At 59.6% G+C, this 19454-nt stretch carries 20 protein-coding genes; 10 read left to right on the top strand and 10 right to left on the bottom strand.

What is annotated here, in order from left to right; translation table 11 throughout:
- Positions 1-9: 9 nt before the first annotated feature.
- The 3 genes from AAIH70_RS19895 to AAIH70_RS19885 form a co-directional block, all read right to left on the bottom strand.
- Positions 10-744, bottom strand: a complete 735-nt coding sequence (locus tag AAIH70_RS19895; protein ID WP_132277331.1) for a Bax inhibitor-1/YccA family protein — start codon at positions 742-744, stop codon at positions 10-12.
- Between the two features lie 194 nt (positions 745-938).
- Complete coding sequence (locus AAIH70_RS19890) at positions 939-3485, bottom strand: ABC transporter permease (RefSeq protein WP_132277329.1); 2547 nt, start codon at positions 3483-3485, stop codon at positions 939-941.
- Entirely contained in the window at positions 3482-4195 is a 714-nt protein-coding gene (locus tag AAIH70_RS19885) for an ABC transporter ATP-binding protein (protein ID WP_132277327.1), read from the bottom strand. The genes AAIH70_RS19890 and AAIH70_RS19885 overlap by 4 nt, the downstream gene beginning before the upstream one ends.
- 92 nt (positions 4196-4287) lie before the next feature.
- On the opposite strand from AAIH70_RS19885, the gene AAIH70_RS19880 reads away from it, so the two are divergent.
- The 4 genes from AAIH70_RS19880 (at position 4288) to AAIH70_RS19865 (ending at position 6392) form a co-directional block, all read left to right on the top strand.
- The gene (locus AAIH70_RS19880; protein WP_132277325.1) at positions 4288-4950 is read left to right on the top strand and encodes an arylesterase; all 663 of its coding nucleotides are present in this window, start codon (positions 4288-4290) and stop codon (positions 4948-4950) included.
- A gap of 66 nt (positions 4951-5016) precedes the next feature.
- Positions 5017-5604 carry an RNA 2',3'-cyclic phosphodiesterase gene (gene thpR / locus AAIH70_RS19875; RefSeq protein ID WP_132277323.1) on the top strand — a complete coding sequence of 196 codons (588 nt, stop codon included), beginning with the start codon at positions 5017-5019 and terminating at the stop codon, positions 5602-5604.
- Positions 5605-5633: 29 nt separating this feature from the next.
- Entirely contained in the window at positions 5634-5933 is a 300-nt protein-coding gene (locus tag AAIH70_RS19870) for a 4a-hydroxytetrahydrobiopterin dehydratase (RefSeq protein ID WP_132277321.1), read from the top strand.
- A gap of 60 nt (positions 5934-5993) precedes the next feature.
- Entirely contained in the window at positions 5994-6392 is a 399-nt protein-coding gene (locus AAIH70_RS19865; RefSeq protein WP_132277319.1) for a YkvA family protein, read from the top strand.
- Between the two features lie 7 nt (positions 6393-6399).
- Here AAIH70_RS19865 and AAIH70_RS19860 read toward each other — a convergent pair whose 3' ends face one another.
- Complete coding sequence (locus tag AAIH70_RS19860; RefSeq protein WP_132277317.1) at positions 6400-6987, bottom strand: sigma-70 family RNA polymerase sigma factor; 588 nt, start codon at positions 6985-6987, stop codon at positions 6400-6402.
- 325 nt (positions 6988-7312) lie between these two features.
- Between AAIH70_RS19860 and AAIH70_RS19855 the strand changes: the two genes are divergently transcribed.
- The gene (locus AAIH70_RS19855; protein WP_132277315.1) at positions 7313-7816 is read left to right on the top strand and encodes an invasion associated locus B family protein; all 504 of its coding nucleotides are present in this window, start codon (positions 7313-7315) and stop codon (positions 7814-7816) included.
- A 220-nt stretch (positions 7817-8036) separates the two neighbouring features.
- Positions 8037-9278: a 23S rRNA (adenine(2503)-C(2))-methyltransferase RlmN gene (gene rlmN / locus AAIH70_RS19850; RefSeq protein WP_132277313.1), complete on the top strand. Its 1242-nt coding sequence runs from the start codon at positions 8037-8039 to the stop codon at positions 9276-9278.
- A 15-nt stretch (positions 9279-9293) separates the two neighbouring features.
- Here rlmN and AAIH70_RS19845 read toward each other — a convergent pair whose 3' ends face one another.
- The 4 genes from AAIH70_RS19845 to AAIH70_RS19830 all read right to left on the bottom strand — a co-directional run bounded on the left by AAIH70_RS19845 (position 9294) and on the right by AAIH70_RS19830 (position 13292).
- Positions 9294-11168 (bottom strand): FUSC family protein, encoded by a 1875-nt coding sequence (locus tag AAIH70_RS19845; RefSeq protein WP_132277311.1) that lies wholly within the window; start codon positions 11166-11168, stop codon positions 9294-9296.
- On the bottom strand, positions 11165-11629 hold the full coding sequence (locus tag AAIH70_RS19840; RefSeq protein WP_132277309.1) for a MarR family winged helix-turn-helix transcriptional regulator: 465 nt from the start codon (positions 11627-11629) through the stop codon (positions 11165-11167). The genes AAIH70_RS19845 and AAIH70_RS19840 overlap by 4 nt, the downstream gene beginning before the upstream one ends.
- Positions 11630-11726: 97 nt before the next feature.
- Positions 11727-12368: a LysE family translocator gene (locus tag AAIH70_RS19835; protein ID WP_132277307.1), complete on the bottom strand. Its 642-nt coding sequence runs from the start codon at positions 12366-12368 to the stop codon at positions 11727-11729.
- Positions 12369-12434: 66 nt separating this feature from the next.
- Positions 12435-13292, bottom strand: coding sequence for an SDR family NAD(P)-dependent oxidoreductase (locus tag AAIH70_RS19830; RefSeq protein ID WP_132277305.1), 858 nt, complete (start codon positions 13290-13292; stop codon positions 12435-12437).
- 102 nt (positions 13293-13394) lie between these two features.
- On the opposite strand from AAIH70_RS19830, the gene AAIH70_RS19825 reads away from it, so the two are divergent.
- The 3 genes from AAIH70_RS19825 (at position 13395) to AAIH70_RS19815 (ending at position 15264) form a co-directional block, all read left to right on the top strand.
- The gene (locus AAIH70_RS19825) at positions 13395-13643 is read left to right on the top strand and encodes a type II toxin-antitoxin system ParD family antitoxin (protein WP_132277303.1); all 249 of its coding nucleotides are present in this window, start codon (positions 13395-13397) and stop codon (positions 13641-13643) included.
- Positions 13633-13935, top strand: coding sequence for a type II toxin-antitoxin system RelE/ParE family toxin (locus AAIH70_RS19820; protein WP_165932078.1), 303 nt, complete (start codon positions 13633-13635; stop codon positions 13933-13935). Before AAIH70_RS19825 ends, AAIH70_RS19820 begins: the two co-directional genes overlap by 11 nt.
- A 111-nt stretch (positions 13936-14046) precedes the next feature.
- Positions 14047-15264, top strand: coding sequence for an argininosuccinate synthase (locus AAIH70_RS19815; protein WP_132277299.1), 1218 nt, complete (start codon positions 14047-14049; stop codon positions 15262-15264).
- A gap of 83 nt (positions 15265-15347) precedes the next feature.
- Here the strand turns inward: AAIH70_RS19815 and AAIH70_RS19810 are convergent, their stop codons facing one another.
- On the bottom strand, positions 15348-16559 hold the full coding sequence (locus AAIH70_RS19810) for a multidrug effflux MFS transporter (protein ID WP_132277297.1): 1212 nt from the start codon (positions 16557-16559) through the stop codon (positions 15348-15350).
- 26 nt (positions 16560-16585) lie between these two features.
- A complete protein-coding gene (locus AAIH70_RS19805; protein WP_132277295.1) occupies positions 16586-17032 on the bottom strand; it encodes a MarR family winged helix-turn-helix transcriptional regulator in 447 nt (148 codons plus the stop codon).
- Between the two features lie 205 nt (positions 17033-17237).
- On the opposite strand from AAIH70_RS19805, the gene AAIH70_RS19800 reads away from it, so the two are divergent.
- A complete protein-coding gene (locus tag AAIH70_RS19800; protein ID WP_132277293.1) occupies positions 17238-19328 on the top strand; it encodes a M3 family metallopeptidase in 2091 nt (696 codons plus the stop codon).
- Positions 19329-19454: the final 126 nt, after the last annotated feature.

Raw genomic sequence — 19454 nt, 5'->3', positions numbered from 1 at the left:
AATTCCTGATTAATCGCGGTTTCCAAGGAAGCGCAGCATGAACAGGAAGAGGTTGATGAAGTCGAGATACAGGGTCAGCGCGCCCATTATGGCCATGCGGCCGGTCGTGGTGGCGTCGTTGCCTTCGTAATACATTTCCTTGATCTTCTGCGTATCGTAGGCGGTGAGGCCCGCGAAGATCAGCACGCCGATTGCCGAGATGGCGAAGCCGAGTGCTGAAGATGCGAGGAAGATGTTGACGATCGAGGCGATGATCAGGCCGAACAGGCCCATGATCAGGAACGAACCCATTGCCGACAGGTTCTTCTTGGTGCTGTAGCCGTAAAGCGACAGCGCGCCGAAGGAAGCGGCGGTCACGAAGAACGTCTGAACGATGCTCTGGCCGGTATAGACCATGAAGATCGACGACAGTGAAAGACCCATCAGCGCCGCATAGATCCAGAACGTCGTCTGCGCTGCAGAAACGCTCATCTTATGGATGCGGAAGCTGAGGAAGAAGACGAGCGCGATCGGCGCCAGCATTACCACCCAGCGAAGCGGCGAGCCAAAGATGGCTTGTGCGAATGCCGGGCTGCTGAGCGCTGCGGTATAGGTGCCGTAGGCAGCCAGGCCGGTGATCGCAAGACCGAGCGCCATCAGGTTGTAGACCTTGAGCATATAGGACCGAAGGCCCTGATCGATCATCGCGCCCGACTGTACGCCGCCGCGTGCCATGCGGTTTTGGTAGTTGTAGGGATCAGCCATGGTTTCCTCTCAAAGCTCCCAGATCGTTTCGGTGTGCGGGCAAATGCCGGTCGCCGCTGCGGAGCTCCAGCAAGCATGAAGAGAATATGCTGGCAGTTGCGTTATCATTCAAGGCTTTGAAGCCCGAATCCTGAAAGTGGAGAAAATTTAATGCGCACATGCGGTCGGGGCCTGACGATCGTCAGGCCCATATATCAAAGTTCGCGCAATACGGGTGCCGCCTTCTGTCCCAGAATGCGCCACGTGCCGGCAAGACCGATACCGACCGTCAGCACCAGCGCGATCACCAGCGTCAGCACGGCGACATCCGGCATGAAGGTCGATTGCAGGCGCATGATCTTTGCCACCACATACCAGGCCGCACCGGTGCCGGCGAACAGGGCAAAGATGGCCGTTGCCGTGCCGAGGATCATGTATTCGTAGCTGAAGGCGCGGATCAGCATGGAGCGCGTGCCACCGAGCGTTTTGAGGATCACGGCATCATGGGTGCGGGCGCGGTTGCCGGCAGCAAGTGCGCCGGCCAGCACCAGCACGGAGGCGATCAGCGCCACGGCGGCGGCCGCGCGAATGGCAGTCGCGAGCTGTCCCACCAACTGATCGACAATGTCGATCGCGTCCTTGACGCGAACGCTGGTGATGGTCGGGAACGCGTTGGTCACTGTTCTGAGGATGGCGGCCTCGGCCTGCGGTGATGCGCCGGCATCCGTCAGCGTTGCCAGCCACGCATGTGGCGCGCCCCGAAACGTGTTGGGCGAAAAGACCATGACAAAGTTGATCGAAAGCGATTCCCACTCGATCTTACGGAAGTTGGCGATCCTGGCGGTGATGTTGCGGCCAAGCACGTTGACGGTAACTGTGTCTCCGATCTTCAGCCCCAGTTCGCCCGCTTCTTCCGCCGAGAAGGAAACGAGCGGTTCACCGGTATAATCTTCAGACCACCATTCGCCTTCGACCAGTTTCGAGCCGGTCGGCAGACTGGCGTCATAGGTGATGCCGCGATCGCCGCGCAGAACCCAGCGTCCCGATGGCGGCACGTTCATCTTGGCGACGTCCTCACCGTTGAAGGCGAGAATGCGTCCGCGCAACATCGGCACTTCGGTGATCGTGCCCTGCGGAGATTGCTGCTTCAGGATATCGACAAAACCCTGGCGCTCGGCGCTCTGGATATCGACGAAGAAGAAATTGGGGGCGTTCTGCGTCATCGTGCCGTTCAACTGGCGGCGCAGATTGCCGTCGATCAGCGTCAGTGTGACCAACAGCGCCAGGCCGAGGCCGAGCGACAGGACAACGGACGAAGTGAGCGCACCGGGACGATGGATGTTGCCGATCGCCAGTCGCAGGGCGGGCGAAGAGACACGCGGGCAATGGCGCGCCAGCGCCGATATGCCACCTGCAACAATGCGCAGCAGCACGAATGCCGCAGCAACCGCACCGAGGAAAATGGAGGCGATAAATCGGTCTTCGGCGGCGAAGATCGCCAGTGCCGCAAGGGCTGCCAAGGCAACGCCACCGGCCGCGAGGTAGGGCCAGGAGGGCAGGCGGGCCTGCTCAAAACCCTGTTCGCGGAAGAGCGCTGTGGCCGGTACTTCGCGGGCATGGCCAAGCGGCAGGATGGCAAAGGCAAAGGTCGTCAGAAGGCCGAACAGGGCTGCGATGCCGAGTGCGGACGGATAAAGCGTGACTTCGGCCGGAACGGGCAATGCGCCATCCAGAAAACGCAGGGCGATGAAGGGCGCGATGGCGCCGACGGCAAGGCCGATGGCAATGCCGACGCCGCCCAGAATGAGGATCTGGAACAGATAGGTGATGGTGACGACGAAAGCGGGTGCACCGAGGCATTTCAGCGTGGCGATGGTGGTGCGCTTGCTATCGAGGAAGGCGCGCACGGCGTTGGCGACGCCGACACCCCCGACGATGAGGGCGGTGAGGCCGACAAGCGTCAGGAACTGCGAAAAGCGGTCGACATTTTCCGTCAGCGACGGCGCTGCGCGATCGCTGCTGCGAACAGACCAGCCGGCACTCGGGAACTGTTTGTTGGCGCTGGCGACAACGGCCTTGCTTGTGGTCGGGTCTGCCAGCTTGATGCGGTAGGCATGTTCGACAAGGCTGCCGGTGGTGATCAGGCCGGATGCGGTAAGGGCATCACGGGCAATCAGCAGGCGCGGCGCAAAGCCAAAACCTTCAGAGACCGCATCCGGTTCGGTGACGATCGTGCCCTTGATCTTGATACGCGCGTTGCCGAGCAGCAATTCGTCGCCAACCGAGATGCCGAGACGATCGAGCAATAGCGGCGCAGCGATCGCGCCATACACGTTGTCCTCATGGGTGAGGAGATTGGTGATCGGCATGTTCGGCTCGGTCTTCAATTGACCATAGAGCGGATAAACGCCATCGACGGCCTTCACCTCGGCAAGCGTCTGGTCGGAGCCATCCGGCAGCCGCGCCATCGAGCGGAGGTTGGTGGAGACCGATACCGTGCCGAGGCCGTTGAGGAATGTACGCTCCTCCTCGCTTGCCTCGCGATTGTTCAGTTCGAAACGCACGTCGCCGGCTAGCAGGCTCTGGCCCTGGGTTGCGATCGCGCCGGTTATGGCGCGCGAAACGGAATTCACCGAGGCAATGGCGCCGGTGCCGAGCGCGATACAGGCGAGAAAGATGTAAAACCCGGAAAGGCCGCCGCGCATTTCGCGAAGGGCGAGGCGAAGTGCGATCGACAGGCGGGCGGACGTGCTGTTTCTCATGCGCGGATTGCTTCTCCGACACTACCGGGTGCTGCACCTTCGGCAACGATTTCGCCTGAGCGCACGCGTATCTGCCGCGAGCAGCGAGCTGCAAGTGCGTTGTCGTGGGTGACGAGCAGCATGGTCATGCCGCGTTCGGCCTGTTTTGAAAACAGGAGGTCGGCAATCTGACGGCCGGTCTCGGTGTCGAGATTGCCGGTCGGCTCGTCGGCGATCAGAACCGAAGGCGAGGGGGCAAGCGCACGGGCGATCGCCACGCGCTGCTGCTCACCGCCGGACAGCTGGCCGGGATAGTGATTGAGACGTTCACCGAGGCCGACTGCGATCAGCTCCTGGCGCGCGGTTTCGAACGGGTTCGGCGCATTGGCCAGTTCCAGCGGCACGGCAACGTTCTCGATTGCGGTCATGTTGGCGATCAGGTGAAACGACTGGAAGACGATACCGATATTGCGGCCGCGGAAATCCGCCAGGCCATCCTCGGAAAGCTGGTGGAGCGGGGTGTTGAGAATGACGATCTCGCCGCTATCGAGCCGTTCCAGGCCGGCGAGAACCATCAGCAGGGTCGATTTGCCCGAACCGGATGGGCCAACGATGCCGACGGCTTCGCCGCGGCCGATCTGGACGTCGATATTCTTCAATACATGCACGGATGCGGCGGCGCTGCCGAGGGTAAGATCAGCCTTCTTCAGCTCGATGATGGTTTTAGTCACGCGCAGGCGTCCTATATTGGCATGTACACAGCGGTCATGATGGGATGTCGGCAAGGGGCCGGCGAACAGGTTGGCAATCTAGGAAGGTCTTCATGGGATTGAAAGCGCTCGCACTTCACTTCACCGTCATAACCACGTTGTCGTTAACGGCCTTTTCTGCCGTGGCACAAAGCCCCGCACCAACCCAATCCGTCCAGATCGTCGGTTTTGGCGACAGCCTGATGGCGGGTTATCAATTGCCTCCAAACGAATCCTACACGGCGCAGCTGGAAGCGGCGCTAAAGGTCGAAGGGCTGAGCGTCACGATCACGAATGCCGGCGTTTCCGGTGATACAACATCCGGCGGACTGTCGCGCATCGACTGGTCGGTGCCGGATGGCACGGCAGGCGTGATCGTCGAACTCGGCGCCAATGACGCGTTGCGCGGTATTTCGCCTGAGCAGAGCGAAAAGAACCTCGACGGCATTCTGGCGCGGCTGAAAGAGCGAGGCATTCCTGTAGTTCTGGCGGGCATGATGGCGCCGCCGAACATGGGCGGCGAATATGCCGAGCGTTTCAATCCGATCTATAAAAAGCTTTCGGAAAAATATGATGTGCCGCTCTATCCATTCTTTCTCGATGGCGTTGCAGCCCAACAATCGCTGCAATTGGACGATGGCATGCATCCCAATGCAGAGGGTGTGAAGGTCATGGTCGAGCGCTCTCTGCCGGTTATGCAGAACTTTGTTCGCTCTATTCTTATGGAGAAGAAATAGTAGGTTGCACGGAACCGTCATGCATGTTCCGCTGTTGTCAGATCCGAGAGATTCGAGGAGGTCCCCATGCCGAGACTTTTCACCGCCCTCGAGATACCGCGCAATGTCGCGATGAGCCTGTCACTGCTGCGGGGCGGAATACCCGGAGCACGCTGGATCGATGTGGAGAACTATCACATCACTCTTCGCTTCATCGGCGATGTCGATAACCGCACTGCCGACGAAATCGTTGACCGGCTGGACCGGATCGACCGGCAGGAATTCCAGATCAGTATCAACGGTATCGGTTCCTTCGGCTCTAAGAAGCCGCATTCGGTCTGGGCAGGTGTCACGCCATCCCCCGAAATGGCTGCCTTGCAGGGTGAGATCGAACGGATCTGCCAGCGTATTGGCCTGCCTGCCGAGCCGAGAAAGTTCATGCCGCATGTGACGCTGGGACGGCTGAAATCCTGCCGCCTGGATGATGTCGTGCATTATCTCGGCGGTCGCGGGAATTTCCATGCCATGCCGTTTACGGCCGGCCGTTTCGTCCTTCTGTCATCGAAGGAATCTGTCGGTGGCGGACCTTACGTGACAGAGGAAATCTTTCCGCTGAACGAATCATGGGGGGCGAGCCATGCGGGCGGCGAGCTTCATGAGACCAGCCTCTACTGAAGGCTTCCGATCGATTTCAAAGGTGCATGATGCGACCCCAGAAACTCGAAGCAAAATCCATTGAAGGTGAACTGGCAAACCTTTCCGGCTGGGCCTTGCGGGATGATGGCAAGGCCATCGTCAGGACGTTCAAGTTCAAGACGTTTGTCGAGGCTTTCGGCTTCATGACGCAATGCGCGTTTTTTGCGGAGAAGCTCGATCATCATCCGGAATGGTTCAACGTCTACTCAAAGGTCGATGTGACGCTGTCGACGCATGATGCCGGTGGACTGACCGAGCTTGACTTCAAGCTGGCGCATTTGATGGATAGCGTTGCTGGCCAGGATTGAAGGTATGGCCTGTCATGGCCATATGAGGGGCTCCACGGGGTTCGCTTCGGAGACGCTTTTATGGATGACGTGAAAATCGGTGAGATACTGTTGGCCGGCGACGAGGAAACTCAAAATCGCCGCGAGACGCAGGTGAAAGCCAAATTCTGGCCGACGCTTCGCAAGGCGGCCCGCTACGTTCCGTTTTCGCGAGATCTGGTTGCCGCCTTCTATTGCGCCACCGATTCGAAAACGCCCACTCGGGCCAAGGGTGTATTGCTGGCGGCGCTCGGTTATTTCGTGTTGCCGATCGATATCATCCCGGATTTTCTTGTGGTGGCCGGCTTTACGGATGATGTCGCGGTGCTTGCGGCAGCGCTCAAGATGATCAGCGTCCACATCACCGACGAGCATTACGAGGCTGCCGACCGTGCCCTGGCTGACGAGACGGATGTCGCTGCAGCCTCCGCCGCCAAATAAAGATCCATTACGACGACAATCGATCTGAATTATCGAGCGCTTTGCGCAGGTGCTCGAACGCAAGTCGTATGCGCGATTTGACCGTGCCGAGCGGCAGGCCGGTGCAGGCGGCGATTTCGCTATGCGAATAACCGAGGAAAAACGAGGCGCGCACCAGCTCCATCTGCTCGCCGGGAATGCGGGTCAATGCCTCGCGCACTTGCGCCTCACGCTCCTCGCTTTCCAGCATGGTCTCCATGCCGGGCACGTCATCGATCTGTAGCAGCGGTTCCTTGCCGTCGATCATCCTGGTCTTGATGCGGCGTTGCAGGTCGATATGGCGATTGCGGGCAATGCGGAACAGCCATGTCGAAAGCGACGAGCGATTGACGTCGTAGAGTTGGGCGCGGTGCCAGAGAACCGTCATGACCTCCTGAACGATTTCCTCCGCTTCCTCATTGGCAAGGCCGCGGCGATGCAGCCAGTAATTCAGGCGTGGCGCGAAATGATCGAACAATTGGCGAAATGCAAGCTGGTCGCGATCTTCTGCGACAGCCCTTGCCAGAGCGGCGAAGCGATCTTTCTGGTCACTGTCGCTGAGCACTTCGTCCGTCATTCATCAAAAATCCGTCTCGTATTCAGCTATTCTAATGTCAAAACAGCGTATTGGAAGAGGACAAACTGTTGCCCCATTCCTTGTGTCAGTAAAATATGAGGGGCGCACAGGCCCACATTCGAACTTCAGGTGAAACAAAGTCAAAAACGTGGTTAAAACCGGGTTCAGGCGAAATGTCCCATGATGCCGGAAGTGGTACACCTCCTTCCCTTTCAGGACCGTTCTTCACGGTTTGGTAACCAGAATTTGGTCAAAATAGAGCGATCGCGACCACGCCCGCAGGGACTTCCGGTCGACCGTTCATAAAAAAATTGGCAGGAAACCCATGTTTGCAAGACAGATTGCCATTGCGCTGAGCCTCATGCTGGCAGGCACGAGCATTGCCGCCGCACAGGCGCCGAACCGTATTCAGCAGTTCAAGGCCTGGGGCGCATATTCCTACAAGCAGGGTAACGGCACGGTCTGCTACGTCCTGTCGGTTCCGACCACCAAGGAACCTGCTTCCGTCGATCATGGGGACATCTTCTTCATCGTTTCGCAGCGTCCGGGCCAGAACATCTCCTACGAACCGCAGGCAATGATGGGCTACACGATGCAGGCCAATTCCAAGGTCACTGTCACTATCGATGGCAAGAATTTTGTCATGTTCACCAAGGAAAAGGCTGCCTGGGTGGAGAATGCTGCCGAAGAGCCGGCCCTGGTCGCCGCCATGAAGACCGGCACGAACATGAGCGTCAGCGCCGTTTCCGGCCGCGGCACCAAGACGTCCTACGCCTATTCGCTCGCCGGTATTTCGGCTGCTCTCAAGCAGATCGAATCCTGCAAGTAAGAATTTTATTGCGCGTTTCAGAGAAAGGCCGGTCGCAAGACCGGCCTTCGTCGTTTTTCCAAGACAGGGTGACGCGGCGGCATTTTGATGATAAAGCCCGGCTCAACAGGGTCAGGCCACACGTTGCCGCGGCCGTTTCAGGTTTCACGAACAGACATGCCCCTAGCCTTATCCGCCTGTTTCGCGGTGGCGCTGGTCATGTGCTCGAACGGGATAGAACATGTCAGTCACAGAGGTTTTTGCGCCAGGCGTCGTCGCCAAGAAGCCGCTTGTCGCCAATCCGGATCTTTTCGGTTCCAAGCCATCGCTGATCGGTTTGTCGCGCGAACAGATGGGCGCGGCTCTGAAAGAAAAGGGCATTCCCGAAAAGCAGGTGCGTATGCGCGTCAGCCAGCTGTGGCATTGGCTTTACATTCGCGGCGTTTCCGATTTCGACGCGATGACCAATGTCGCCAAGGACATGCGCGAAATGCTGAAGGCGCATTTCACCATTGCCCGTCCGGAAATCGTCGAGGAGCAGATTTCCAACGATGGCACGCGCAAGTGGCTGCTGCGGTTTCCGCCGCGCGGTGCCGGTCGTCCGGTCGAGATCGAGACGGTCTATATTCCCGAAGAAGGCCGCGGCACGCTGTGCATTTCCAGCCAGGTCGGCTGTACGCTGACCTGTTCCTTCTGTCACACCGGTACGCAGCGCCTGGTTCGTAACCTGACTGCCGAGGAAATTCTCAGCCAGCTTCTTCTGGCCCGCGACCGGCTTGGCGACTTTCCGGGTGCCGACACGCCGCCTGGCGCTTTTGTGCCGACAGGTGACCGCAAGGTCACCAATATCGTCATGATGGGCATGGGCGAGCCGCTTTATAATTTCGACCACGTCAAGACGGCGCTTCTGATCGCCACGGATGGAGATGGTCTGTCCCTCTCCAAGCGTCGCGTGACGCTATCGACCTCGGGCGTCGTGCCGGAAATTTTCCGTACCGGTGACGAAATCGGCGTGATGCTGGCCATCTCGCTGCATGCCGTGCGCGACGAGCTGCGTGACATGCTGGTGCCGATCAACAAGAAATATCCGTTGAAGGAACTGATCGACGCCTGCCGCAACTATCCCGGCCTGTCGAATGCCCGCCGCATCACATTCGAATATGTGATGCTGAAGGACGTCAACGACAGCCTGGAAGACGCTAAGGCGATGGTTCAGTTGCTGAAGGGCGTGCCGGCCAAGATCAACCTGATCCCGTTCAACCCGTGGCCGGGCACAAACTACCAGTGCTCGGACTGGGCAACGATCGAAAAGTTTGCCGATTTCATCAATCAGGCCGGTTACGCGTCGCCGATCCGCACGCCGCGTGGTCGTGACATTCTGGCTGCCTGCGGGCAGCTGAAATCGGAATCGGAACGCATGCGCAAGACCGATCGCCTGGCTTTCGAGGCGATGATGATTGCGGGCCACGGCGAGGACGATTGAGTTCGTCCTTTCCGGTCAGCCTGCGCGCCTGAAGAAATCCTGATTGGCGGCCAGCAGGCCGGCGGTTTCGGTGAGGCCCGCGGCACTCTGCGGATCGATTTCTGTCAGGGTCTTTGCAGCCGTTCTTAAAAGCCGGGTCACGCGTTCCGGCTTTTCGGGCAGGGTGGCGACACTCGACAATGTCGCCTTCAGCGCGCGTCGCGATCCTGCGGACAGGGCCGGCCTTGCCGCCATGTCCCGCACATGCAGAAGCGTGTTGCCAAGTGCAAGTGCTGTCATTCCGCCATCGGATGCAAGGGAACCGGTGCCACCGCTGCGATGCGCCCATCGGGCCAGCAACATCAGCCGGTGATGAATGCGCAAACGCCAGTGTCGGCGGCGCTTCAAGTCGTCAAAATCCCCTTTCGCAATGGCCGTGAGTTCGGAGACGATCAGCCGGATGATGAAATCAAGCCGTCGACGCGGATCGATGGGGACTGCCAGAAACGCCAGATAGGCGCAGACCGGACCAAGCACGACGGCAACTGCCTGCAGCAGCGCGCGCGCAAGATTGTCATCGACCGGCAGGTTCGGGTTCATCATCAGCAGGTAGATGAGATTGTATTCCATGCCGGCCAGCGCCACCCGCCGATGCGCCATGACCGGTGCGCCAAGAAGAATGAGCGGCATGCTCAAAAGGGCTGCCAGCGTTGCGCTCATGGCCATCGGCAGGATGAACAGATGGGCGAACACTGCCGCCAGCGCGCCGGCAACCGAACCGCCAACCACCCAGCGCATCTGCAGGTGAGGGGTCGGAAAGGTTGAGAAGACCGACGTCATGATCGCCGCGCCCATCACCATGTAAGGCCCGAGCGGCCAGCCGGTGATCACCCAGAGCATACCCGTCGCGGCCACGGCGCCGGCCGAACGCAAGGCTGCACGACCTGCGCCGATCCGGTCGCGATGCCGAGGCAGGGCGGGGTGGGACGGGCGCTCCCTGTCGATCGTACCGGCGGTTGGATTGGCCTGCCGCCATGCCGCCGCCACTGCCGTCAGCGAGGCGGCCAGATGCGGTGATGATGATGCGACGTCCGCCGCCAGTGTCGCGATACGGTTTGCCACGGCGTCATCGCATAGCGGCGTGCCCGTCCGATCCGGCGTCGGCGGGATCTTGCCTGGTGCGTGTGGTTTCGGCTCCGTGAGGCATCCGATGATGGCTGCCAGCAATTGCCGGATATCGCGCGCTTGCCGGCGTGTACGCAGCGAGCCTGCGGATACGGCATCCAGTTTTTCGTCCAGCACGGCCATCGCCGCGATCAGCTGCGCACGCTGTTGGCGGTCGGGACCGCCGGCCGCGACATGATCGAGGAAGGTTTCGACAATGGCACGTGTGTCCTGGGCAATATCGGAGGGTTTCGTGGTGCTGAAAATTGCGGCGAGCGTCCCGATCAAGCCGCCGAGGCAGATCGTCAGGATACGATCGAGCGCAAGCGCCGCGATGGAGTCTTCATGCCCATGACCGAGTAGTGTGACCATGGCGGCGGAATATCCCGCCAGCAGGCTGACATAGGACAACGGGCCGGTCAGCAGATTGCCGGTGCCGGCGCAAAGGCCCAGCCACAGGGCAAGGCCGAGAACGATGCCGATTGGACTGCCGCCTGACAAAACGATGAAGCCGATGCCCGCCATCGCGCCTATCGTCGTCCCCGCAATACGCGCGAGGCTTCGTTCCAGACGCTGGCCACGCGTCGGCAGGGCGACGATCCAGACGGTCATTGCCGCCCATTGCGGGTGATCGAGGCCAATCAACGTGCCGAGGCCGAGGGCCACGCAGGAGGCAATGGCGGTGCGCGCCGTCGCCTGCAGGCGCGCGGGGTCGATATCGGTCAAGAAGGAAAGGAGATGTCTCACGGTTTGCCCGCCTTCTCCCTTGCCTGTTCAATCTTCGTCTCCACCCGTTCGAAGAGGTTCAGCATCGCGGCAATGTCGCCATTACCGAACTCTTCCAGCAGTTCGTGTTCGAGCGCCACCAGCCTTGCACGAATGGCCGTCGCGGCCTTTCTGCCTTCCTCTGTCAGATAAAGCCGGCGGGCGCGCCGATCGTTCGGATCAATGCGCCGCTCGACGAGATTGCGTTTCGACAGGATATCGAGGAGCCGGACAAGGCTCGAATCGTCGAGGCCAGACGCCGTTGCGAGTTCCTTTTGCAGCAGGCCATCGCCTTGACGGTAGAGATAGATGAGTGGCGTCCAGCTGGCGTCCGTGAGGCCGCTCTCGGCAAGTCTGTGGTCTATGAAATTTCGCCAGCGGCGGGCGAACACGACGACGGCGCCGCCAAAGACGGCTTTGGGATCATTCGAATTGATGCGCATTCAAATGATTTGCATCAAAACTAATTTGGACGATAGAGGTCTAACGGCATGACTGCCGTGCAGTTTCCGCAGGTCTATGATCGTTTTGACCGATGGCTCAGCGGGCCTGCGTCAGAAAGATTTTGGCGGCGAACACCGAAAAGACGCCGGCAAAAGTGTAATCCATGCCGCGCAGAAATTTTGGATTGGCCTGCAGCCAGCCGGCCAGCTTATCGGCAGCGAGCACTGCCGCCACGTTCACCGGCATGCAGATGATGATGAAGTACACGCCAAGGAAGATCAGTTTTCTGGTGACATGCGGATCGCCCGCCGTGACGAATTGCGGCAGAAAAGTCATGAAAAAGATAATGACTTTGGGGTTGAGGATATTCACCCAAAATCCCACGGAAATGTTGGCGAAGGGACTGCTTTCGGCCTTGTCCACCTTCTGAACGGACAGGCTTGAGCCGAAGCGGATCGCCTGGATTGCCAGCCAGAGCAGATAGGCGGCACCGCCGGTCTTGAGGAAAAAGAACGCGGTTGGCGATGCGGTGATCAGCGCCGAAACGCCGAAGGCGACGAGAAGCGTGTGGCAGACGACGCCAAGGCTGGTGCCGAGAACCACAAACATTGCCGGCTTGCGGCCCTGGCCAAGCGCGCGGCTGATGGACAGGGTCATGTCCGGGCCGGGGGTCAGTGCGAGAAGCAGGCCTGCGGCGGAGAAGGCAAGCAGGGTGGCAATGCTGGGCAGGAATTCCATGGGTGCACTCGAAAGCCGGATGGTCGATATGCTTGTGTACCCGGCTTTCGTGTTCCTGCCAATGGATCAGCGACCGCTGATGAATTCCTTGGAAGCCTCTGCATAGTCGGGATGCCAGCGCGACAGCGGCGGCCGGTTTTCGATGACGTCTCCGATCGCCCAGGCCATGCGGCGTTCGTCGGTGGCGCGATCGACATCATTGTCCGGGCAAAGGATGTAGAAGTCGCCGCGTTCGATGCTCCGGAGCATGAATTCGACCGTCTGTTCCGATGTCCATGCCCCCTCCGGTTTTTCCGTGCGGCCACCCGCAGCAAGGGGCGTGAACACGAAACCGGGGATCAGCAGGTGGGCTTCGACATTGCATTCCGGCGTGTTGCGCAATTCGTGCTGCAGGGCTTCGGTAAAGGCTTTCACGCCGGCCTTGGAGACATTGTAGGCCGGGTCGCCCGGCGGCGTGGTGATGCCCTGTTTCGAGCCGGTGTTGATGATCAAGGCCGGCTCCTTGTGCGCGATCATGCCGGGACCCAAAACGCGGCTGCCATTGATGATGCCCATCAGGTTGACGGCCAGAATGCTGTCCCAGTTTGCCTGCGGGCCGAAGACGCTGCTGCCCGGCTGGATACCGGCATTGTTCATCAGCACATGCACGCGGCCAAACCGCTGGATGACGGCGCGTTCCAGCGCTTCCAGCTGGTCGATACGCGAAACATCGGTCGGTATGGCGACGACATCGGCTTCTCCGTCTTCTGCGAAGCTTGTGACTTCGCTTGTGGCTTCGGCAAGGCGGTCGCCTTCCAGATCGACGAGTACGACACACATGCCAAGCCGGGCGAATTCTTTTGCGGCGGCAAGTCCGATACCGGAGGCCGCACCGGTGACGACGGCGACATTATCCTTCTTGATGGCAGGATGGGTAACGGCCATGACGGATCTCCTCTGCGAGGCTGCTGTTCAAAGGTGGGGACGCATATGGTACGGTGACGATACTGCGTCAACATGACGGAATGGCCAACCGGAGCAAGCCTGATGGGCGAGATCACATCGATCAGCGTGGATGAGGAATTGACGGCCTTCGTCAGGCAGCAGGTCGATGACGGCCGTTACCCGTCCGAGAGCGCGGTGATCGAAGACGCCCTGCGGATGCTCAAGGAGAGCGAAGAGGCGGCCATTGACGCGATCCGCACCGCGATCGAGGAGGGTGAGGCTTCGGGAGAGCCCGAGACGTTTGATCCGGATGCGTTTCTGGCCGAGATCCATCGTAAACATGGGCGATGAGCTGAGGCGCTACAAGCTTTCGCCACGAGCGAAGCGGGATCTCCTGGAAATCTGGCTTTATACCCGCGACACGTGGTCCATCGTCCAGGCGGACAGCTATTACCAAGAACTGATCAATTCGGTGGAAGCTTTGGCGACGGGCGTAAAGCGCGGCAAGCCGATTGACGATATCCATTACGGGTATCTCAGTTTTGCGTCCGGTTCGCATCGTATCATATACCGCCACGCGAACCGCCAGGTTCTTGTCATCCGCATCCTCCACCAGCGCATGAACGTTCGCCAGCATCTCTGATGCCGTTTCACCGGGTTTCCCTTGCGTGGCCCGCGAAACTCGCTAAAAAGTTCGGCGATCCAATTGGGCGGACTGCTGTCCGCCAACCACCCGCAGACGGATATTTTCGCCATGGCTCTCCCCAAAGACGTAAAGAAGGTCGTTCTCGCCTATTCCGGCGGTCTCGATACCTCGATCATCCTGAAATGGCTTCAGACCGAACTGAACGCTGAAGTCGTCACCTTCACCGCCGATCTCGGCCAGGGTGAAGAACTCGAGCCGGCCCGCAAGAAGGCCGAGATGATGGGCATCAAGGAAATCTATATCGAGGACGTCCGCGAAGAATTCGTGCGCGATTTCGTATTCCCGATGTTCCGTGCCAATGCCGTATACGAAGGCGTCTATCTGCTCGGCACTTCGATCGCCCGTCCGCTGATCTCCAAGCATCTGATCGACATCGCCAAAAAAACCGGCGCCGATGCGATCGCGCATGGCGCCACCGGCAAGGGCAATGACCAGGTTCGTTTCGAACTGTCGGCTTATGCGCTTAACCCGGATATCAAGATCATCGCTCCTTGGCGCGACTGGTCGTTCAAGAGCCGTACGGACCTCCTGAACTTCGCCGAACAGCACCAGATCCCGGTTGCCAAGGACAAGAAGGGCGAAGCGCCGTTTTCCGTCGATGCCAACCTCCTGCACTCCTCGTCCGAGGGCAAGGTTCTGGAAGACCCGGCCGTCGAGGCTCCGGAATACGTGCATATGCGCACGATCTCGCCGGAAGCTGCTCCCGACAAGGCCACCGTCATCAAGGTCGGTTTCCGCAAGGGTGATGCCTGCTCGATCAACGGTGTCGAAATGTCGCCGGCCACACTGCTGGCAGCACTCAACAACTATGGCCGCGACAACGGCATCGGCCGTCTCGATCTCGTCGAAAACCGCTTTGTCGGCATGAAGTCGCGTGGCGTCTACGAGACCCCCGGCGGCACGATCCTGCTCGCCGCTCACCGCGCCATCGAATCCATCACGCTTGACCGTGGCGCTGCCCACCTCAAGGACGAGATCATGCCGCGTTACGCCGAGCTGATCTATTACGGCTTCTGGTTCTCGCCGGAACGCGAAATGCTGCAGGCGCTGATCGACAAGAGCCAGGAGCATGTCGAAGGCGAAGTGACGCTGAAGCTCTACAAGGGCAATGTCATGGTCATCGGCCGCGAGAGCGACAAGTCCCTCTATTCCGACCAGCTGGTTACGTTCGAAGACGACCAGGGCGCCTATGACCAGAAGGACGCAGCCGGCTTCATCAAGCTGAACGCTCTGCGCCTGCGCACGCTCGGCAAGCGCAACAAGTAATTTCTCTGGCGGCTTCGGCCGCCAGATGTCTGATCTAAGAACCCGTCCTGCCTCGTGCAGGGCGGGTTTTTTATTGCCGCCTGTCAGCGACGCCGGTTGAGGGCGAGATAACCGAAATAGCTGGCAATGGCGATCAGTTCCATTGCCGGAATGATGATGCTGAAGGCCAAGACGGGTGATCCGAGTGCCGCCGCCGCAAGCCCTCCGGTAAAACCAAAGCCCATCTGGATGAAGCCCATGATCGCCGATGCCGAGCCGGCAATATGCGGGAAGGGGGCGAGCGCCATGGTGACCACCTGGGGCGTGATGAAGGAGAGGCCAAAGGTGCAGATGGCGACCGGTCCCATGATCGAGACTAGCGTTGCCGGTAAAAGCATGTTCCAGCTGAACATCAGAAGCGCGCCGAAGCCGATCAGGGCGAGGCCGATGCGCACGGCGCCGGGGCCACCGATCCGGCTGGAAACCCGCTTGAGAACGAGGGATCCGGTGAAATAGGCACCGGATTGCATCAGCATGGACAGGCCGAATTGCGTGGGCGTGAGGCCGACTGCGCCGATCAGCACGAAGGGCAGCATGGTCGACTGGGCGTAGAGCGCGCCGACCGAACCGCCGAGGATGAGTGCGGTGGTGAGGAAACGTGGTTCCGACAGCGTTTCCCGATAAGCGGAGATCAGCCGCGCGGGGCGGATGCGCGTGCGATCCGGGACCGTGGTTTCCTTCAGCAGAAAGAACACGCTGGCGACGATGCCGACACCGAACAGGACCATCAGGATGAAGACGGATTCCCAGCCGAAAGCCGAAAGAGCCAGGCCGCCGATGGTCGGTCCCATTGCAGGACCGATCGCCACCATGATGCCGACGAGGTTCATGATGCGCGCGGCCTCTGCGCCAATGAAGAGGTCGCGGACGATGGCGCGGGCGACGGTAACGCCTACAGAGGCGCCGATGCCCTGGATCAGGCGGCCGATCAGCAGCGCTTCCACCGATGTGGCGAAAACGGAGATCAACGCACCGAGAAGATATATGGCCATGAAGGCGATGGTGGTCTTGCGACGTCCAAAAGCATCCGATGCCGGCCCTGCCAGCAATTGCGCCATGGCAAAACCGCCGAAATAAAGTGACAGGCTAAGCTTGATCGCCGCTTCCGTCGTACCGAATGCTTTCACCATTTCCGGCATGGCGGGTGTGGAAATCGCCATGGAGATCGGGCCGATCGCCGTCAGCACCGCTCCAAAAATCGCCACCCGGCGCTCGCTCATGCGTTTCTTTTCGGGCGGCACCACGGAACTGGTCATCAGGGGGTATGATCTCGGCAGGAGGCTCAGGGCGTTTCGGCAAGAAGATTGTCATGCACGGTTTCGAGTACGCGCATGAAAATTTTAACATCGTTTTCGGCCAGACCTTCGGTCGCCTGTGCGATCAACTGGTCGAGTTCATGGCGGATACGCTTGATCAGATCGTGCGATTTCGGCGTCAGCACCACCTGCTTGGCGCGGCGGTCGGTGGGGTCCGGTTGGCGCTCGATCAGGCCGGCGGCCTGCAGCTTGTCGAGAAAGGCGCAGACCGTCATCGGTTCTATGCCCATGCGGGCAGCGATATCCAGTTGTCGGCCGTCCTTGAGGATTTCCACGTTCAACAGGGTCCGTGCTTCCGCCGGGGTTACCTCCAGCCCTGCCTGAACGATACGCCGCTCGAAAGCTGCCCGCAGCACGCGTGCGCTGTCGGAAATCAGGAAGGTCAAGGTGTCGGTGTTCTGCTTTGCGTCCATCGATCCTGCTGCCGTTGCCGCGGGCACCCTTACTCAGTTCCACCGTCAAGGAAAACCGAAAAGCCGAAAAAGCCGGTGTTTTCGTCTGATCGGGCCGCGACAGATGCGCGCTTTACTGCGCCTGTCGCAGATACCCTCCCAATCCTCGAAGGTTTCTCCTATGTAATACCGACGAGACTCACATCGATGCAGAGGAAAAGCGCGCATGGCGACCGAAACGCAAATCAATCCGGCCCTCATCGACTGGAACGGCCCCAATGGTCTTCCGAAATTCGAACTGGTGAAGGACGAGGATTTTGCCATCGCCTTCGATTCTGCGCTGACTGCGCATGAAGCGGAAATCGATGCGATTGCCGACAACACGGAAACACCGACCTTCGAGAACACAATCGCAGCACTGGAAATTGCCGGTGACGCGCTGTCACGCGTCTCGTCTCTGTTCTGGAACAAGGCGGGCGCACATACAAACGAGTTGATCCAGTCGCTGGAGCGCGAAATCGCGCCAAAAATGTCGCGGCATTATTCGAAGATCGGCATGAATGCTGCCTTGTTCGCGCGCGTCGATGCGCTGTGGGACGGCCGCTCGACACTGGAGCTCGATCTGGAGCAGACGCGTGTTCTCGAGCGCCACTGGAAAGGTTTTGTGAAAGCCGGTGCAAAGCTTTCCAGGGATGAGCAGCAGCGTCTTGCAAAAATCAACGAAACGCTGGCCGGCCTCGGCGCCAGCTTCGGTCAGAACGTGCTGGCCGACGAAAAGGACTGGTCGCTGATCCTGACGGATGAAGCGGACCTTGCCGGTCTGCCGGCGTTTGTGCGTGATGCGATGTCGTCGGCTGCGGAGGACCGCGGTTCGCCGGGTGCCTTTGCCGTGACCTTGTCCCGTTCGATCATCGAGCCGTTCCTGACGTTTTCCGAGCGTCGCGAATTGCGCGAACAGGCTTTTGCGGCATGGGCGGCGCGTGGCCGCAATGGTGGCGCCACCGACAATATCGGCATCGTCCGCGAAACGCTGGCGCTGCGCTTCGAAAAGGCAAAGCTGCTGGGCTATGCCGATTTTGCCGCCTTCAAGCTCGACAACACGATGGCCAAGACTTCCGAGGCCGTGAACGGCCTGCTGCATCAGGTGTGGGAAAAAGCGCGTACCAAGGCGCTGGAGGAAGAGGCGAGCCTGTCCGGGCTGATCGCCGAGGAAGGCAAAAATCATGCGGTCATGCCGTGGGACTGGCGTTTTTACGCGGAAAAGCTGCGTGAGCGGATGTTCGATTTTTCCGAGTCGGAACTGAAGCCGTATCTGCAGCTCGAAAAGATCATCGAGGCCTGCTTCGATGTTGCCACGCGCCTCTTCGGCGTCGAGATCAAGGAAGTCTCCGGTATTGCCGCCTATCATCCGGACGTGCGGGTATTCGAAGTGCGCGATGAGGAAGGCACGCTGAAGGCGATGTTCCTCGGTGATTATTTTGCCCGCTCTTCCAAGCGCTCGGGTGCGTGGATGAGCGCGTTCCAGTCGCAGCACAAGCTGACGCTGAAAAGCGGCGCAGAGGGCGAGCTGCCGATCATCTACAACGTCTGCAATTTTGCAAAGCCCGCCGCCGGCAAGCCGGCGCTGCTGTCGCTCGATGATGCCCGCACACTCTTCCACGAATTCGGCCATGCGCTGCATGGCATGTTGTCCAATGTCACTTATCCGTCGGTCTCGGGCACCGGTGTCTCGCGCGATTTCGTCGAACTGCCGTCGCAGCTTTACGAACATTGGCTGACCGTGCCGGAAATTCTCGAAAAATATGCCGTGCATCACGAGACCGGCAAACCGATGCCGAAAGCTTTGCTCGACAAGGTTCTGGCGGCACGCACCTTCAATGCCGGTTTCGCGACGGTGGAATTCACCTCGTCGGCGCTGGTCGACATGGCATTCCACACGCGTGGCCCGGTGGAGGATCCGCTCGCGGTTCAGGCTGAGGTGCTGGATGAGCTTGGCATGCCGGCCTCCATCGTCATGCGCCACGCCACGCCGCATTTCCAGCATGTCTTCTCTGGTGATGGTTATTCGGCCGGTTATTATTCCTACATGTGGTCTGAAGTGCTGGATGCCGATGCCTTTGCTGCTTTCGAGGAGACCGGCAATGCGTTTGATCCGGTGCTGGCGCGCAAGCTGAAGAACAATATTTATTCGGTTGGCGGCTCGATCGATCCGGAAGACACCTACAAGGCTTTCCGCGGCAAACTGCCTGATCCGACGGCAATGCTGAAGAAAAAAGGTCTGGCCGTTATGGGAGAGCTGTCGGGCAGCGATGGCTGAATTTTCGCCGGCGAATTGTCATCGGTTCTTCGCAGACGGGTCTTAAGGAGAGGCGAAAATCTTCGCCCCCTTTCGCAAACGGGAAAAACAGGCTAAGAGCGCGCCAACAGAAATTGGCGCCTTCTC

The organism is Neorhizobium sp. BT27B (genome assembly GCF_050455485.1).
Lineage (GTDB): Bacteria > Pseudomonadota > Alphaproteobacteria > Rhizobiales > Rhizobiaceae > Neorhizobium.
Note: the sequence above shows the minus strand (reverse complement) of the source record. Positions and strands in the feature narration are given on the sequence as shown.

Bases quoted from the DNA above. Each gene is read 5' to 3' on its own strand.
- AAIH70_RS19895 (WP_132277331.1), bottom strand. From the start codon at position 744: ATGGCTGATCCCTACAACTACCAAAACCGCATGGCACGCGGCGGCGTA.
- AAIH70_RS19890 (WP_132277329.1), bottom strand. From the start codon at position 3,485: ATGAGAAACAGCACGTCCGCCCGCCTGTCGATCGCACTTCGCCTCGCC.
- AAIH70_RS19880 (WP_132277325.1), top strand. From the start codon at position 4,288: ATGGGATTGAAAGCGCTCGCACTTCACTTCACCGTCATAACCACGTTG.
- thpR (WP_132277323.1), top strand. From the start codon at position 5,017: ATGCCGAGACTTTTCACCGCCCTCGAGATACCGCGCAATGTCGCGATG.
- AAIH70_RS19870 (WP_132277321.1), top strand. From the start codon at position 5,634: ATGCGACCCCAGAAACTCGAAGCAAAATCCATTGAAGGTGAACTGGCA.
- AAIH70_RS19865 (WP_132277319.1), top strand. From the start codon at position 5,994: ATGGATGACGTGAAAATCGGTGAGATACTGTTGGCCGGCGACGAGGAA.
- AAIH70_RS19860 (WP_132277317.1), bottom strand. From the start codon at position 6,987: ATGACGGACGAAGTGCTCAGCGACAGTGACCAGAAAGATCGCTTCGCC.
- AAIH70_RS19855 (WP_132277315.1), top strand. From the start codon at position 7,313: ATGTTTGCAAGACAGATTGCCATTGCGCTGAGCCTCATGCTGGCAGGC.
- rlmN (WP_132277313.1), top strand. From the start codon at position 8,037: ATGTCAGTCACAGAGGTTTTTGCGCCAGGCGTCGTCGCCAAGAAGCCG.
- AAIH70_RS19840 (WP_132277309.1), bottom strand. From the start codon at position 11,629: ATGCGCATCAATTCGAATGATCCCAAAGCCGTCTTTGGCGGCGCCGTC.
- AAIH70_RS19835 (WP_132277307.1), bottom strand. From the start codon at position 12,368: ATGGAATTCCTGCCCAGCATTGCCACCCTGCTTGCCTTCTCCGCCGCA.
- AAIH70_RS19830 (WP_132277305.1), bottom strand. From the start codon at position 13,292: ATGGCCGTTACCCATCCTGCCATCAAGAAGGATAATGTCGCCGTCGTC.
- AAIH70_RS19825 (WP_132277303.1), top strand. From the start codon at position 13,395: ATGGGCGAGATCACATCGATCAGCGTGGATGAGGAATTGACGGCCTTC.
- AAIH70_RS19820 (WP_165932078.1), top strand. From the start codon at position 13,633: ATGGGCGATGAGCTGAGGCGCTACAAGCTTTCGCCACGAGCGAAGCGG.
- AAIH70_RS19815 (WP_132277299.1), top strand. From the start codon at position 14,047: ATGGCTCTCCCCAAAGACGTAAAGAAGGTCGTTCTCGCCTATTCCGGC.
- AAIH70_RS19810 (WP_132277297.1), bottom strand. From the start codon at position 16,559: ATGACCAGTTCCGTGGTGCCGCCCGAAAAGAAACGCATGAGCGAGCGC.
- AAIH70_RS19805 (WP_132277295.1), bottom strand. From the start codon at position 17,032: ATGGACGCAAAGCAGAACACCGACACCTTGACCTTCCTGATTTCCGAC.
- AAIH70_RS19800 (WP_132277293.1), top strand. From the start codon at position 17,238: ATGGCGACCGAAACGCAAATCAATCCGGCCCTCATCGACTGGAACGGC.